Here is a 15,915-nt window from a genome sequence, read left to right on the forward strand (position 1 = left end):
AGCCCACTGACCAGTTAGATTCAGCGACTTTGATTCAGCGACATTGTCGCCACGGAGACGAAAACCGTGCAGCCGGTTTTATTGTCCAGTTTTCAGCAGCAGCAGTTGACTGATGAAAATGGAATGCGAACCCTGTACCGAGCGGTGGATCCATCCGGGCAGCCCGTGATTCTGTGCGTGTTTGGCAGTCAGGCCTCCAGGAATCCCGAGTTCCGGCGGCTGCTGAAAATGGATCTGCAGATGCTGGAATCACTCCGTCATCAGGCGGTGCCGGAATTTCTGGGCGCGGGGGAATGTGAAGGATGCATCCTGACCTGGCAGCAGGATGTAGACGCGACAACTCTGCATCAGCTGTTTCAGCAGGGCAGGGTGTTTTCACTTGAGGACATTATCGAAATCGGCTGGCAAGCCTGTTCAGCCCTTCAGCACGCTCACAATTTCGGATTGTCGCATGGTGGATTAAGCGATCGCTGTATTCTTCTCACGGACGATCTGCGCGTGTTTGTGACGGATTTTGGGCAACCACGCTGGTTGGCTGCCGTTGACAGTACTTCTGTCCATCCCAGTCCCACGGCAGGAAGAGATTCCACGGCAGCGTTAAGCCGCAAGCCAGATTCCCCGGGGGCACCGGCAACCGAAAATTCGACCGGCGTCAATAACTGGCGCCGTGAAGTCTCCGGTGATCTTCGCAGTCTCGCACGCGTCCTGAACGCAGCCATTCGTCGAGAACGGGAAATGGCCACAGCCAGCCAAGCGCAAAGCTCTCCGGAGATTATGGGCACCCGTGAAAGGACGACTCCACAACCTGTTGAAGAATCGGGTGTTTCAGCCCATTCTCTGGTTCGGCTGCTGACGCGAATTGAACAACATGACGAACAGGCTCATCCGATCAGTGCTCGGGATTTTCAGGGAAGACTCGGGGAAATCCTGATCGGCGAAGAAAACGATCAGATGGAGCTCCTCGATCAACGGGAGAATGCGGTGCGATCCAGCCGGTCCATCGTTTACGAACTGTTCGACGACGTTCGGTCGCCCCAGAACAATCTTCGCAAATCCGATGAATCTGCCGGTTCCCGCTGGAAGGCGCGGAATCTGCTGATTCTCGTTCTGGCCGTCTTCAGCCTGATCTCGCTGATCCTTGCCGCTTTGTTTTCCTGAGCGGCGAATCACGCCGAAGCACGTTTTTGGTTCCCGCCAAAGTTCATTCGTGTCGGAAACTTGAGTCAACTTCCGGTTCACTCGCTGCGGTTGCGAGCCTACCCTCTCGCTCCTCTCTCATGACGCGTCGAAACCTCCAATCATGGTTTTGCTGTCGTCACACCCCTCTGAACTCTCCCCCCCAATCTCTCATCGCAGGATGTCCTATGAGACGCTGCATCAAACCATTGCTGCTCGCCCTGACTGTGCTGACCGTTGTTTCCAACAGCGCCAACGCATGTATCTATTGTCCGCTGCTGAATCCATTTTCCTGGTTCCATGATCCGAATCCCTACGCGACGCGAAGGGTCATCGACGACTGGCTGGGCTACGGCTACCTGCGTGGAAATCAGGATGGAAGCCTCGGGCATTATCCAGGTCGGCCATTCAGCTGCTACACGCCATGGTTCTCCGGACTGACCAGTCCGCCCCCGGCCATGAATCCCTGCTTCGTGCCTCGCACAATTCCACAGCCAGCTCCGGTATGGCGGCCGCCTGCATTGCTCGGCCCCCAGATGATGCAACCACAGATGATGCCTCAGCCAGGCTTTTCTCAGCCTGCTTTTTCTCAGCCAGGTTGTTCTCAATGTTCGCCCATGATGGCCGCTCCGTTACAAGCTCCCCTGATGCAGGCACCCGTTATGCCATGGGCTCCGGCTCCCGCATTCAATGGCGATTGTGGATGTGGTTCATTTCCGGTCAATGACCCTTGTTGTGGTCAGATGCCGGCACCTCCGGTTGCGGTTCGTGTCCCTGTGACGACGTATCGCCCTGTGACTGTGGACCGCGGCAGTTACCAGATGGTTTGGGTACCGCGACCCGTGACTCAGATGATGCCTCAAACTTCCTGGACAACACAGTATGTTCAGCAACAGCCAACCATGATGGCTCCGTCAATGAACTATCAAATGCCTTCGCCGGCGTATTCATATCCGTCCGCTCCCATGATGATGCCCGGATCAACGGGCTGCAGCGACTGTGGATCGGGAAGCGTTTCCCTGCCTGAAGGATTGCCCTCAACAACAACGGTTCCGTCAACAATGACTGTGCCCGATGCCACAACGTGGGCTCCGGCTGGATCCGGAATCCCGGCGCAATCCTTTGGCACTTCGGCATTCACCGCTCAGAACTGGCAGTATGCTCCCCGCTATCCGACTCCACAGTACAGCATGATCCCGCAATACGGGATGGCGCCGGCGCAGCGAGCGTATCCGATGCCGTATGGTTTTCAGCCCGGCGGGATGCCAGGTTACAACACGGCCGCTCTGTACCCATCCACGATGAACTACAGCCAGCCAGTGCCACAGATGGCAGCGCCACAATACGTTGCGGCGCCGGCGCAATCGGCAATACCCTATTACTCGGGTGATGTGATGGGCGATCACGAATACGATATGATCGTGCCGACACCGGCGACTCTGCCACCGTCCAATACAGCGATGGCTCCGGTGTTGCAGAACTCGTTCCGATCCCGAAACGTCCCTGTTCGCACGATGTCCTATGCGTCTCCGTTGAGCCCGGCGTCAGCCCGTAAATACCCCAATGCGGTCTGGTAATCACTGAACGCTGCTGTGCATTGTCCGCGCCAGCGAAGAAATGTGTCCGTCCATCCCTCTATTCTCGGGCCTGTCAGCCGGTTGAATGCCTGTCCTGCGTGCTGGCGGCCACGCGTTCGTGCACCGCCAGACCACTCAGGAATTCTTTGCCCCCACGATTCGTCTGGTTGTGAAACAATGTCGGGCCCCAAATGCCGCTGAAGAATGTTCGACCCTGGCGACTTGCGCGAGTTCCATACGTGGCGCACAGGGCCGTACTCGCATCAGCTTCGCATCCATTGAGGGACCGGGATTTCTTTGGGTCCATTCTTCCGATCCGTATGGCATCGTCTGTCACGTCCAGATTGGTTGACTTCGCGGCAGTCGTCTGACCGGTTCGGCGATCGCGATTGTCTTGCACCGGACGTCCAAGCGTGTGACGAATCTCCGTCAACTCCACCGTGATCCTTTCGGATGAATGATCGGGATCACGGATCTGCTGGTAGAGTTCGAGTGCCTGCACGACCAGCAGGCGCACAAAGGCAGGCTTACCACTGTTGCGCCATGTTTGAAGAAAACGGATCCGTCTCGATACGTTGACTTCGATGGTTTCTTCGGGCGGCTGATGAGTCCATTGGGAGCATCGACTCAACCAGTGCGGAAACCAGCGTGCGTCTCCCTCGTTCAGGTGAGCTGCGCTGACGGCATGTTCCATGCGCCTGCAGCGACATCGCCCCACCCTTCTTGTACGAATTTGTACGAACTTTGTGTGGCCTCAGGCAGCGACACATTGACACCCGTAAGCCATGTGGGTATTGTGATACCCGTCGATTGGACGTCAATCGGCCATCGTACTTTGTGGTCGCCGGGTGTATCATTGTTCGTAATGCCCCGAATGAAGCCGACGGTGATGACTGGTACGGCTGCAGCAGTTCCGAAGGCGAAGAGGCACTAATTTCGCTGGGGCTGCCGACCGAAATCTAGCGGAGATAACCGGCGAACCAGGCGTTGCACGCGAGCGGGCGGCAGCGTCGGTTTTGAAGTCAATGTCAAACGCGCCCGCCGCGTGAACTTGGTCGTTATGCCCCCAAAACGCAGCTTTCTGTGATCTGGATTCGTGCTGTCAGCGTTGTCACCATGTACGGCAACTAATTTATGGAGACCACAAGTGTGACACACGAACGGAAACACGGTATTCGTCAGTCTTTATCCGACACTGGGCACTCTTTGCGGGTGACGCTAAACGCGCTCTACCATCTTTCTCCCGGCATTGCGGTTATCGGAACCCTGCTGGCTGCTGGTCTCGTCTGGCTGACCATGCAGTGGACCGCGTTAATGACTGGAACAGCCGTTCTACTGATCCTAGCCCTTTCGCTCGCGATATTTGCCATTCGCGGAAACTTCGGCGAAGCTCTCTTGTCTCTCGTGGGCGGGCTCTTGTCGGTGTTTGCCTACGAATGGACGCCAGAAAGATACGTTGCCTTTTCCGTTGCGTGGATTGGGTTCGCACTTTTTGCCATGCTAATCGCAAGCGTCAAGATCGCCTCCAAGAACGAAGACATTTTTAAGCAGGCGGCAATCCGCATCGTCGGCCCAAAGGCGTCCGACGAACTGCTCAAAGAAATAGAAACTCTACTCACAAAACTGGGGCGGCAGACTTCAGCTATGCCGATGCTTGGCCCAATCGAACGGGCTGAAGTTATCCGAACCTTCGCGTTTCGCGGGTTACCGATCGCTCTTTTCGCTGCCGGCATACGTGCAACGGAGGCGCTGTCAGTGATCACCAAATGTGACACCCAACGCGTCGCACTTTTCGTGGCAGACTTCTTTCAGTCAATCCATCCAAAGGACGACTCTGAAGCAACTACGATTACAGACGCACTGTACTTCTTTATCCAAAACACACCGGTGCCCCCTGAAGACTTCTTTGCAGCTTTCGAAAAGTCGCGCCGATTAATCTTGTCGCAGCTGATTGAACCAAGTGTGTTCCTTGACGAATTGCAAACGTGCCTTTCCAAGGGCGTACCCATCGAGGACGTGTGCAAAGAGATTCAGGCAAAACACGAAATAGGGGCATAACAAATCGGTGCACGCGGCGTTGCGGGCCGAGCCGAATCTGAATTCAAAGTCGCTGGCCGCAACCCGGTGACCTTGGTCGTTATGTGGCGGACGGTGTTGGCGTGCCACTGGAGACTCACAATTGGTTGACGACGATTGGAATTACGAGCCTGTACCCAGTTCTGCACAGCGTCTCTATCGCATGTGTTGGCAGCTTGAAACTTGGCTCCGCACTATCGTCTACGTAGAATTGCGTGCCGCACGGATCGACTGGGAATCGCCAATTCAGAAGCACGTCAATGACTGGCCACCTCGATCACTTGCAAGCGACAAACGCCTGCACCACATGGCCACCCCTCACCAAGCCGCGTTGTCATACCTGACTTTCGGCCAACTTTGGTCTGTGATCGCGGATCGAGCCAACTGGCCGCTCTTCGAGCCGTACTTTCCACCAAAAAACAACACGGACGCCCGCATCGAAGAAGTCAAAGCAATCCGTAATCGTATTGCGCACTTTCGCGAACCACATCAAAATGACGTTGATCGGCTTGCTCTCTTTGTGCGTGATCTAGATCCCGGCATCCGTCGTTTCTGTTCTCGTTACACCACCGGCAAAGTCCCCAAGGACGCCGCCGCCGATCTCGTGTCAGCGGAACTTGAAGCGAATTGGGAACACAATGGCTACGGTATTGAACTGATGCGGCCAAACGGTTGGCTATACGCACCTGATCCGCATAGGATGCAACCGCTCATGAATGCCCGATTGGCAATGCTCTCCCACAAACAATACGAACGCGGCTCAACGGCAGGTGTTGTATATGCTCTTAACATTCATGGTAAACGGGATCGCCTTGATACGGTGGGCTTCTTCGAATCGACGAGAAAGCTGCACGGACACATCATCCACATAATGCTGTCCTGTATGTTGAATGAACTGACCGTCACAATACCGGCCATATACGGTCCAGCAGCAACCGCTGATCTGATATTCAAGTTCCTTGAGGCTGGGCTCAACTGCTCGCGCGGATCAAGCTGGCGTCCGGTCATCCGCGATCAACTTGAATGGCCCGAATACGTACTTTGGCCTGACCATTTGCTAACGTTCTATTGTGATGATATTCAGCAGTCGGTACTCGACACTGATTAGTCCACATAACAACAAAATGCACCGGAGTTGCCGATCCGGGCCGAATTTGAAATCAACGTCGCTGGCGGCACCCCGGTGATTTTAGACGTTCTTTTGCTAAGCCATCGCGATCCTACCGATGACAATTTACTTTTACAGTCGAACAGATGAATACGGAGACTTTTGCAACTTCTCGTCGCACGGGTTTGAACTCGATGGCGTCTATTGGCGAACGGTCGAACATTACTTCCAGGCTCAGAAGTTCGCTGGTACCGAACACGAAGCGGCGATTCAACGTGCTCGAACTCCCGGTGACGCGAAATGCCTGGGGCGATCTGCGAAGTATCCGCTACGTGACGACTGGGAAGACGTAAAAGACTCGATCATGCATCGAGCCGTAACACGTAAATTCGAAACGCACCCCGACATTCGGAGGCGACTTCTCGACACGGCCGACGAAGAACTGGTTGAGAATGCCCGAGGCGACTACTACTGGGGCTGTGGTGCCGATGGGACAGGGCAAAATAAACTTGGTAAGATACTCATGGATGTCCGTGACAGATTGCGGGCCTCACAGACCGGCGACTCGAACGACGCAAAATAACCATCGCATGCACGGGAGTGACGGTGGCTGGCGTTTTTTGAAAACAACATCAACTCCCGCCACCCCGTGATGCGGGTCGTCATGCGAAAAGGAACTTGATGAGCGTCCTTACTGAGGCAGCAGCGAAGATTCACGCTGATCGGCGGTATACAGTCAACGCCTCAGCTCACGCATTTCTAACAGGCCTCGGTCTTCCGCTGGCAATATCTGAGGACATCTGTGCTGCTACCTTCGACGAACCGTTGTGTTTGTACCAGGGAGGAATCACAGTCATTCCTTCATCCGCGCTGGAATCACTGAACAATGACCTACTTTACCTTCCCTGGTTGCGCGATGGATACATAACAATTGCTTCAGGGGCATGCGGAGATCCCATTGCAATCGACGTAAAGACGACTCGAATGGCGTATGTCTTCCACGACGAAATGAACCATTTGGCACCAGACCTTGTTCCGTCAAAGCACGTGGTGCATACGCCACTTTCCTATCATGACTTTTGGCATCTTGCTACAAGATACGATATTGCCCTTCATGATCCTCAGGTAGGAGAGTCTGGTCTGGACACGTGGCTGTCACTTTCGGGCTATGCCGGAGTGCCAGTTGACTCTGACCAGGCTGAATCAACATGGGGACGTGGTATGCGAGTAAGCGCATAACAATGCAATGCACGCCGGGCTGCGGTGGTGCGTTTTTCACACTTTACCAAGTCGCTCGCCGCAGCCGGGTGATTGCAAGCGTTCTGTGCTAACAATGAACCCAGCACCGATCAGATTCGACTTACTCTTCGACGCTGACGAATATCACCGATCGGGATACTGCCCGTGGACGTTCTTCGCATACCCAACAAATCTCGCGGACGAAAAAGGACTACCACCAGACCATGAAGCATGCGACCTTCTTGCTCAACTTCAGGAACGCAGGATCGATGTTGCCATCTGGGTGAACGGCATCGCCGAAGACGCGACCTACTTTGCATGCCGCAGGGAAGACATACAGAGATTAGATGACGCGATTCGGGAACTTGAAGATTCCGGCCGGATCAAGAAGGGGTTCTGCAATGAAAGAACAGAACGCCTCTTCGCGGCATCCGAAAAGCACAGAACAAAGCGGTGAACGGGAGCCGCCGATATCGTGGGTTTTGAAATCATAGTTTTTTTGGCGGCGGCCCCGTTACCGCAGCCGTTATTTGCACATTACAGGACCAGCCACCTTGTCTGCAAAACCAAGATCTCCGTTTCTGGCTTGGGCTCTCGGTATTCTATTTGCATATAACGCTTGGCAGTTCCTTACAGTTGGGTTCTATTGTGCAGTTTCAGTATTTGTGATACAGCGAATAGAGCTGAATGAAACAACATCGAGGGAGCTGGAAGCATCCGGTAGAACAGTGGCTGAATTTCAAAACATCAACAAGAATCTCATTCGCTTTCTTATTGCACATACCGCAGTTCGTGTATTTCTACTGGCAAGCGTTACGGGCCTCTTTTTCTGGAGGAGAATTGCTTTCGTGACTCTGATGCTCGGCACTGCGTTGATCTACGTCGTAAATCTGTGGGGCGGTGGCTCACCGCTCTCTGAATCGGTGGATCTGCTGCTATTCGCCAGCGTATCGGTTGCTGTCTTTTGGCTCCGGCCAATTCAATGGACTCATTTTGAATAGTCGCGTTAACCAGGATCTGTTCGCCAATCAAGTTACTCGGAACGGCTTCGGTGTTTCGCAAGGCCTGCGGGAGATCTGCAAATAACGATCTGGTGCACCAGAGTTGCCGATGGTGCGGTCCTGACGAGCAAACGTCACTGGCGGCAACCCGGTGATCGTGGCCGTTATGCCGCAGAAAATGTATGGCCCATTGGGTGCACCTCGAATGATCGAACCATTTTCGATTGATTACGAATTGCGTGGATCTGGCTGGGCACTCGGCACCGTTTCCCACGCGAGTCAACGCGTCCCCTTCGTTGCCTCATATCTAAATGATCCACTCAGCGAACTTGCCTTCTCGGCACATCATCTTTTTCAGGGCGGGGATACTGCTGCGGTTGTGTTCATGAACGAACCCGGAGAACACCATTTGGTCTTTACGCGAATATCCGATCTTGAGTGCCGCTTTACACTGACATGGTTCAACGAAAACGTCAGTTACGGCTGCAATTTCCTCCCGGGATCTGTGTTGTTGATGGCAGGCACACTTCTCATACGATCGCTGGTAGATCAGGTGCACGCCCTTCTGACGCGACTGCTTGATCTACATGGTACGGATGGATACAAAAAACCTCTGGCCCAGTCATGGTTTCCTCATTCCAGAGTATTCTTTGCTGCGCAAGAGCCGAATTGCAGCATCGCAATAGCGGCATAACAAAATGGTGCACGGGGGTTGTGCATCAACTGCAATTTTCAAATCAAAGCCGTCCGGCACAATCCCGTGACCGTCGGCGTTATCCGATCATGACGCATCACGAGTGCCACTATGATGAAACTGCTTTTGATGCTTGAAGATGACCATGATCGCATCCGTCGATTTAGAGCGATTGTTGCGCCATCACCCAAACGCAATGCTTAAGATCGCGAGAACTGCACCTGACTTCAAAACTGAATACTGGTCGTTAACTGACACGCCTGACGATCTGTCTCGATCACGACTTGTTCACCGACTCACCAGATGATCCAGATCCCGGTGATGGCCGCGACGTTTCTGCATTCCTGATTACACGGCTGGCAAAATGTCCTGCACTAATACATTCAACAAACGCCCAGGCCGCTGACTCAATGATGTTTTCGATGCGTGACGCCGGATGGACTGTAGATCGAATTGCACCGATCGGAGATGATTGGATTGAATCGTATTGGTATCCTGTTGCTCTGGAGATGATCGCACGCGGAACAGACAGCGACGACTCAATCGAGATGTGACCGCAAAATACCGGATAACAACGCGGTGAACGGGAGCCGCCGACAACGCGGGTTTTGAGATCATAGTTACATGGCGGCCGCCCCGTTATTGCCGTCGTTATCCGACTGGGCGAACACACTTGGACGTGCCATGCCGATGACCCCCGCGATGCGTGATTGGCTCGGGCCGCGAGAGATCGCGAGATTCGATTCAATGCGTGACGCCGATGGCGACCTGCCTCCTCCGTGGCGAGTCTTCCCTGAATATCCACCAACTTCTATGGGTTGGCGAATGGGCGGTGGTGAAGCTTACATGTCCTACTGGCACTGCATTTACGATGACCTCTCAGATGCAGATAAGAAACGCTACCGTAGGAAGCATCCTCGTCCACTGTATTGGTTCTGGTTCTACTGGAAACTAGAATCCGTTCCTGTCGCCATTATCCTTATTCCGATTTCCTTGCTCACATTCCCGCTGCGTGTATTCTTGCATTGGGGACTTCGATTGTTCGGTCCTGAACGCATTGACATCCCGTCGCTTCCCGAAGACAGAGGATAACAAAGGCATGAACGCGGAGCCGCCGATGGCGCGTTTGACGTCCCACCGGTAATTTTTGCAATCTTCGGATCAACTGCCGCAGTGATCGGCTGGATCGTCCGCGAGGCAACCGACCGCCCAATTCTGCGTCGGCTATGCGGACTATTGTTTACGATTCTGGTTGCAGTCATTGCCACTGTCGTCGTAGGATTAGACATCTCATTTAACAGCTCGATTTAATACTCAGGAGAGACCAGGAAGTTCGTCGACGCGCTCGTTACGGCCATTGATCGCGGTCATACTGAACAGGCACATGAAGAACTTCGCAAATTCAACGGCGAAGCGATTCAAACATACGAAGGCGGCGCTTTTCTGCGGTGGTCCGCTGCGTTTGGCAATCTCGAAAGAGTTCTGCGAATCCATCGTGAACTGTCCTTCAGCGGCATTCATCTCTAACTTTCCGTTGAAAAACCGGGACAGCGACGGTGTTAACAGAGATCAAGTTTCAGATTGGCGATTCTCGTTTCAATTGCCACCGCTCAATGGCATCTGATTCCATGGACTTGGCCTAATGAGATCAGTAATGGAGTGCGTTCGGCACTCACTCTGCTGTTCCCAGTTGTGGCATACGTAGTTACGATTCTTGTTGATCGACGAACCAGGCGTTGAACGCGAGCGGGTGATCGCACCGATTTTGAGGTCACAATCCATCGCGCAGACCGACGTGATGCTGTAAGTTTCTGGCAAGGACCCTGCGCAGTGTGTCGCAAATTCTCCATGGCTCTTCTCTTTCAGCTTGGCCTTGTCGCCAACTCTTGCATTGCCCAGCAGTCAAATCTCGCTTCATACACATTGACACGTGATCAAATTGTTGCGATTCGAGATCTTTCACGAGATCATGGCACTCTTACGTTTGTGTGGGATTGGAGACCAAATGATCCGTGGAACTGGCATGACGAGTCACAGCCTGAGCCTTCGCCGACCGAAGGAATCCTATACGGATTTGACGGTGATTCGTTCTACACGACTGAACACACGCTGAAAGCCCTGGCAGCCTTTCCGGAAACATCACATGTGAACCTGGCTTACTGCTTTCGGTGCTCGGACAAGGGCATCGAGCATCTGAAAGAGCTGAAGTCACTCAGAACACTTGTTCTGTACCGCAACGCTGCTCGCTATTCCGGAACCTTCCCTTTTCCGGTCCAGAAGCCAGAAGAGATCAAGCAACTCATTACAGATCAAGCGATTGAGCACATTGCTGCCTTTCCTTCGTTGGAGGCTCTGCATCTGGGCGACAATCAGTTTTCAGAGGCAGCAATTCTTCGGCTTGGTTCACTGAAAACTCTAAAGCTCTTGTCGCTGGATGATTCGCAAATCTCTGCCAATGGCCTCACAGAGCTGAAGGCGTCACTTCCCGACTGCACGATCGAAATTTGGGGTGGCCGCAAGGCAGCCAATGCAAACAGCACACGAAGATAGCATAGCAAGGCGATGCGAGCCGAGTTGCGGTGGTGCGTTTTCACACGAGACCTGGTCACTTGCCGGAACCGGGTGAGCGCGTACGTGAAGCTGCAACCATGACGAGAGGACTGCGCTAACGGGAACTTCTGATGCAATCAGACGAAACATCGCGGAATACAGACAGATCGGTCTCTCCGTATTCACCGCCATCTGAATCTTCTTCAACTACCACGGGTACCGGCCCCGAGTCGACTTCGCTGTTCCACGATCGCGTACGCATTGTGTGGGCCATACTTTGTGGCGTGAGCATTGTCGTACTTCTCTTCTACCGTTCCGCCCCGGGCATGGCCCCGACATGGTCGGCAGAGAGATGACGGCATTTCTGTCTCCGCTTTTACTCGCGTTGTTTGTTTCGTTCATCTATCTCGTCCCAACCGCCGCCGGCCATTCCCGGGGCAAACTTCTTCTCTACACTGTAATGTTGATGGTCGCAGAGTTGTTCCTTTACGGTACCGTTCTAATGCCGTGATTTTTCGGCAGGTACATCGCAGGATAAGGAAACGGTGCACGGGAATTGTGCACCAACCACAATTCTCAATTGAAAGCCGTCCGTCACAATCCTGTGACCGTGGTCGCTCGCCATGTGAGAATACGCAATGTTCAAGATTGATGGCACTGATTCCAGGGTCGCCCGGAAGAAGTCGCGTTTCAGACTCCGTGTTGCCAAGGATGGCTCTGGGAAGATCAACACAGACATCTATGGCGACAAAACGTGCATGAGGCAGATGCCGACAGACGAACGGCGCTCGATTGCCAGTTGTCTCTTGTCACTTTGCCCACACCCGCGTAAGGACCACGCTAACCGGGTTAGCGTGGTCCTTTGCGGTTAATCTTCACATGGAGTTGGTGTGGGCACTCATATTGACGTCCTGTTCCCGCCTCGCTCTTACATGACTGCTGCAAGTCTTGCCGAACTATTGACGCAGACGTTTTCGGCAACTGCGTCGTCGTAACTGACAATCAAAGAACACGCATGGTATTCGATCGAACTCGACCCCCGACACCTAATGACCATCCCTACTGATTCTGGTGAGCCGGCGTGTATTGAGGCCGGTGGGCCGTATGGATTCGACGTCAACCTGTATGATCAAGTCTGTTTCCCTGGGCTTGCTGAACGATTCCGGCGGCTGCATGCTTCGGATTCGCCACTATCTGGTCCGTTGCAGAATGTAGTTCGCTCCGTTGTTGTCGCGCTAACTGGTCTGCTTCTTTCGCCTGCGTTGCCGGTGGCATGGGCGATTACGATCGAACGCTGGATTTGGCATACTATGACGTTGCTTGTTTTACCGATGTCTGCAATCCACTTGCGACAAAACTCAGCGACCGGCGAATTCGTGGTCTGACCTGCACGTCCATCGCTGGCTTTTGCACGCACAAGAGACGGCGAACCGAGCGTTGGACGCGGAGCCGCCGATCAAGCGTTTTTCACATGGTTGACTGGTTTGTGGCGGCCCGATCAACGCCGCCGTTCTGAGGCTAAGAAGGCTCGCAACTGGTGGCAAGTATTTCACCGCTACACGTCCTGATCGCGATCGCAGTGTCCATCACCATCGTCGTGCCGCCAATGGGACACATAATGATGATCATTCCATGGATAATGATTGTTGCCATCGCGTCAAAACGAGAATCGAAACGCGGTCGCGGGGGGATCACTATTGCAACCTACATTGTTGTGACTTCGTTCGTCATCGTTGCGGCAGTGCTTGCACCGGTAAAAACAACGGAGCGTGTGCTTGAGAATCCATTGGTCTTACCAGGTACAGAATTGACCCTGGCTGAAATGGACCGGGAGGCCGACTTCGAGAGCACGCAATGGCTGCCACGATACATTTACGTTGTCACAACCTCGGAGAATGCTGACAAACAGATTCGGTTTCGGACGACCGACATCACCCTTCGTGAATTTGTTGATACAATCGAATCGCAATCCGATCTTCGCCATCGCTTCATGCATTGCGGCAACGGATCGTCAATCCTATTCGGTGGCGACTGTTGCTTTGGATTGCGACTGCGGTGAATAAGCTTCAGAACAGAAAATGCACCCGAGCTCCCGATCGTGCGTTTCCTGAATGTAAAGTCTCCTGGCGGCAATCGGGCGGTTTTAGACGTTTACTACCAAAGACAAGTGTAAATTCTGTGGCTCGTACGAATCTTGTCTATCCGAAGATGCCCGGCAGCGGTGATGCACCGCCTGGCAACTGCATTGCATTCGAGAAGTACGATGGCACCAACATCCATTGGGTCTGGGACGCTACGCTCGGTTGGTATGCATTTGGCACACGTCGAGATCGGTTCGACCTTGATGATCAGGGAATCGCAGCATTTAACTCAGCGCATCCGGGCCTCGAGGAATGCTCGCAGGTCTTCCTCGGTGCCTTTGCGGAACAACTGTCTTCAGTTCTGTCCGGTCTTGAATACTACGGCTCAAACGAACTGATCGTCTTCACAGAGTTCCTTGGTGACCACTCTTTTGCAGGCAGGCACCTGTCGACTGACGCGAAGCGTCTGGTGATCATTGACGTGCAAACTGCGCACGGTCTTCTTTCGCCAGCCCAGTTCGTACAGGATCTGGCTACTCTCCCGATTGCACGGACGGTCTATCGCGGTAAGCTAACCGGCAAATTTGCGGACGATGTCCGGGACGGCCGATTTGGCGTTGCTGAAGGAGTGGTTTGCAAGGGTGAGTCCGACGGAAAGGTCTGGATGGCAAAGATCAAGACCAATGCATACATGCAGCGTCTGAAGGAAGCGTTTGCGGATAAGTGGGAAGACTATTGGGAGTAGCGGACTAAGCGTTGAACCGGAGTGTGGCTGACTTCCGGTTTCGAAATTGGTGCCGGGATTCAGTTGCACCCGCAGAACACAGCTGTTGTATTCCAAATCTGATGTCGCACCCAATTCGCGATTACAGGTCTTCGCGTTATCCTGAATGCGAGCCAGTCCCGTACGTACTCCGGGATTCGTACCGTTCCCGGAGCACTCGGGTTGGTTTTCCTGAGATCAAAACCTTCCGTTTTTGCCCGTTGAGGGCAAGCGTTGCCCAGAGTCGAAGCAGGCGAGAATCGCGATGTCCTCAGATACAGAGATCAGCAAGTTCCTCAGCTATGCCCTCCGGCACGCGCCCGGCAAGGTTGGTATCGAGCTCGACTCCGGAGGCTGGACAGAACTCAACACCTTGCTCGCCAGACTGCACGCAAACGGCCTGAACTGCGACGAAGCCCGCATTCGCAGGGTCGTCGACGAGAGCCCCAAGAAACGATTTGCCATCTCCGAAGACGGATCGAAGATTCGTGCAAACCAGGGGCACTCAATCAATGTCGAACTTGGACTCGAACCCCTTGCGCCCCCTTCAGTGCTGTATCATGGGACCGCACTTACCTCACTACCTGCCATCAGGGTCGATGGTCTGAAGCGAATGAAGCGACACCATGTCCACCTGTCCTCGGACAAGGCAACTGCATTGGCAGTTGGACAACGCCACGGAAAACCCGGCATTTTGTCGATCGATGCTCAGGGCATGTACGCTCGTGGCTACGAGTTTTTCTGTTCCGAGAATGGTGTCTGGCTGACGGCTTTGGTTCCGGTGGAGTTCATCGTCTTTCCGTAGATCCGGGTTTCAATCGTCGCGTGTGACGATGTCGCGTGCTGCGATGTCTTGTGATTCTTGCCGTGTGTTATGAGATGAGTTTGGCCGGGGGGTGAGTCGGTTTGTTTGAATTACTGGATAGCATGTTCTTCCGGACCGCGGGTCTCGCAGGTTCCGAAACCAATATCGATCGCCGCGGCGCGGTGATCGGTCGCGTTGTGCAGGATCAGTAAGGTGACTAACGACATCGAGCCGTTGCGGCCTCAATCGCTCGTTGATGCCGCTTTCTGCCGGCCAGGCATGTACACTTGTCATGGGACGATTGCGGAAGTGTTTGCATTTCTTGAAGGCTATTACAGTGGATTGTGCGCCCATTCGGCGAAGAATATTCTGCCGACGCGGGTTTTGAATTCCGATTGTCTGGTGGCCGCCCGGTCTGGGTTGTCGCTATTCGATCAGCACGACATCGTTGTCATTTGTCAAATTCACTCACATCAGCCGGAGGATTTTCATCATGGACCCGGAACACGTCTGTGAAGTCTACATCCTGTACTTGATAGGCAGGCTGGACGGTACAACAGAGAAACGCTTTATGTCGACGCTTCAGGCAATGAATGCACCGTATGCTTCCATTGACGAATTCATGCAGGAATACGAGAGGGAAGAGTCGATATATGTCGATCTGATCGAATGGGTCAAGGCGGAGTGGGCCAACGCCCTGAAAGAGAACCCGGAGACGAACGCCAAACAGTTTGCGAAGGACAAGGTACCGGACTTCTTGTCCAGCCTTTCATAGAGAGAGAACAGCGATCTGATGTACTGCCTGCAGACGCTGGATGTTCGAGCTGAGTTTCGTGTCATCGCAA

The 15,915-nt window shown here is 53.6% G+C and carries 19 protein-coding genes; 16 read left to right on the forward strand and 3 right to left on the reverse strand.

All coding sequences use genetic code 11. The features are described from left to right. The first annotated feature begins 66 nt into the window (after window positions 1-66). Window positions 67-1,158 (forward strand): serine/threonine-protein kinase, encoded by a 1,092-nt coding sequence (locus R3C20_11345; protein MEZ6041094.1) that lies wholly within the window; start codon window positions 67-69, stop codon window positions 1,156-1,158. 206 nt (window positions 1,159-1,364) lie between these two features. Further along, window positions 1,365-2,753, forward strand: a complete 1,389-nt coding sequence (locus R3C20_11350; protein MEZ6041095.1) for a hypothetical protein — start codon at window positions 1,365-1,367, stop codon at window positions 2,751-2,753. A gap of 73 nt (window positions 2,754-2,826) precedes the next feature. On the opposite strand, the gene R3C20_11355 is transcribed toward R3C20_11350, so the two are convergent. Beyond that, window positions 2,827-3,447: a hypothetical protein gene (locus R3C20_11355; GenBank protein MEZ6041096.1), complete on the reverse strand. Its 621-nt coding sequence runs from the start codon at window positions 3,445-3,447 to the stop codon at window positions 2,827-2,829. Between the two features lie 116 nt (window positions 3,448-3,563). Here R3C20_11355 and R3C20_11360 point away from each other — a divergent pair, with 116 nt between their 5' ends. From R3C20_11360 to R3C20_11400, 9 genes are all read left to right on the forward strand, one after another. Continuing rightward, the gene (locus R3C20_11360; protein ID MEZ6041097.1) at window positions 3,564-3,716 is read left to right on the forward strand and encodes a hypothetical protein; all 153 of its coding nucleotides are present in this window, start codon (window positions 3,564-3,566) and stop codon (window positions 3,714-3,716) included. Between the two features lie 186 nt (window positions 3,717-3,902). Continuing rightward, window positions 3,903-4,811 carry a hypothetical protein gene (locus R3C20_11365; GenBank protein MEZ6041098.1) on the forward strand — a complete coding sequence of 303 codons (909 nt, stop codon included), beginning with the start codon at window positions 3,903-3,905 and terminating at the stop codon, window positions 4,809-4,811. A 121-nt stretch (window positions 4,812-4,932) separates the two neighbouring features. Next, complete coding sequence (locus tag R3C20_11370) at window positions 4,933-5,937, forward strand: hypothetical protein (protein ID MEZ6041099.1); 1,005 nt, start codon at window positions 4,933-4,935, stop codon at window positions 5,935-5,937. 118 nt (window positions 5,938-6,055) lie between these two features. Further along, window positions 6,056-6,520, forward strand: a complete 465-nt coding sequence (locus R3C20_11375; GenBank protein ID MEZ6041100.1) for an NADAR family protein — start codon at window positions 6,056-6,058, stop codon at window positions 6,518-6,520. Between the two features lie 98 nt (window positions 6,521-6,618). After that, complete coding sequence (locus R3C20_11380; protein ID MEZ6041101.1) at window positions 6,619-7,176, forward strand: hypothetical protein; 558 nt, start codon at window positions 6,619-6,621, stop codon at window positions 7,174-7,176. 94 nt (window positions 7,177-7,270) lie between these two features. Further along, on the forward strand, window positions 7,271-7,633 hold the full coding sequence (locus tag R3C20_11385) for a hypothetical protein (GenBank protein MEZ6041102.1): 363 nt from the start codon (window positions 7,271-7,273) through the stop codon (window positions 7,631-7,633). A 97-nt stretch (window positions 7,634-7,730) separates the two neighbouring features. Beyond that, window positions 7,731-8,177 (forward strand): hypothetical protein, encoded by a 447-nt coding sequence (locus R3C20_11390; GenBank protein ID MEZ6041103.1) that lies wholly within the window; start codon window positions 7,731-7,733, stop codon window positions 8,175-8,177. Window positions 8,178-8,382: 205 nt separating this feature from the next. Then, on the forward strand, window positions 8,383-8,871 hold the full coding sequence (locus tag R3C20_11395) for a hypothetical protein (protein MEZ6041104.1): 489 nt from the start codon (window positions 8,383-8,385) through the stop codon (window positions 8,869-8,871). Window positions 8,872-9,495: 624 nt separating this feature from the next. Then, window positions 9,496-9,963, forward strand: coding sequence for a hypothetical protein (locus tag R3C20_11400; GenBank protein MEZ6041105.1), 468 nt, complete (start codon window positions 9,496-9,498; stop codon window positions 9,961-9,963). A gap of 222 nt (window positions 9,964-10,185) precedes the next feature. On the opposite strand, the gene R3C20_11405 is transcribed toward R3C20_11400, so the two are convergent. Further along, a complete protein-coding gene (locus R3C20_11405) occupies window positions 10,186-10,392 on the reverse strand; it encodes a hypothetical protein (protein ID MEZ6041106.1) in 207 nt (68 codons plus the stop codon). 327 nt (window positions 10,393-10,719) lie between these two features. On the opposite strand from R3C20_11405, the gene R3C20_11410 reads away from it, so the two are divergent. Further along, window positions 10,720-11,421: a hypothetical protein gene (locus R3C20_11410; protein ID MEZ6041107.1), complete on the forward strand. Its 702-nt coding sequence runs from the start codon at window positions 10,720-10,722 to the stop codon at window positions 11,419-11,421. Window positions 11,422-11,624: 203 nt separating this feature from the next. On the opposite strand, the gene R3C20_11415 is transcribed toward R3C20_11410, so the two are convergent. After that, complete coding sequence (locus R3C20_11415) at window positions 11,625-11,783, reverse strand: hypothetical protein (GenBank protein MEZ6041108.1); 159 nt, start codon at window positions 11,781-11,783, stop codon at window positions 11,625-11,627. A gap of 1,175 nt (window positions 11,784-12,958) precedes the next feature. On the opposite strand from R3C20_11415, the gene R3C20_11420 reads away from it, so the two are divergent. The 4 genes from R3C20_11420 to R3C20_11435 all read left to right on the forward strand — a co-directional run bounded on the left by R3C20_11420 (window position 12,959) and on the right by R3C20_11435 (window position 15,845). Then, window positions 12,959-13,480: a hypothetical protein gene (locus tag R3C20_11420; GenBank protein ID MEZ6041109.1), complete on the forward strand. Its 522-nt coding sequence runs from the start codon at window positions 12,959-12,961 to the stop codon at window positions 13,478-13,480. Between the two features lie 119 nt (window positions 13,481-13,599). Continuing rightward, on the forward strand, window positions 13,600-14,247 hold the full coding sequence (locus R3C20_11425; protein MEZ6041110.1) for an RNA ligase family protein: 648 nt from the start codon (window positions 13,600-13,602) through the stop codon (window positions 14,245-14,247). A gap of 283 nt (window positions 14,248-14,530) precedes the next feature. Next, window positions 14,531-15,070 carry an RNA 2'-phosphotransferase gene (locus R3C20_11430; protein MEZ6041111.1) on the forward strand — a complete coding sequence of 180 codons (540 nt, stop codon included), beginning with the start codon at window positions 14,531-14,533 and terminating at the stop codon, window positions 15,068-15,070. Between the two features lie 493 nt (window positions 15,071-15,563). After that, window positions 15,564-15,845, forward strand: a complete 282-nt coding sequence (locus R3C20_11435; GenBank protein MEZ6041112.1) for a hypothetical protein — start codon at window positions 15,564-15,566, stop codon at window positions 15,843-15,845. Window positions 15,846-15,915: the final 70 nt, after the last annotated feature.

The organism is Planctomycetaceae bacterium (genome assembly GCA_041398825.1).
GTDB lineage: Bacteria > Planctomycetota > Planctomycetia > Planctomycetales > Planctomycetaceae > F1-80-MAGs062.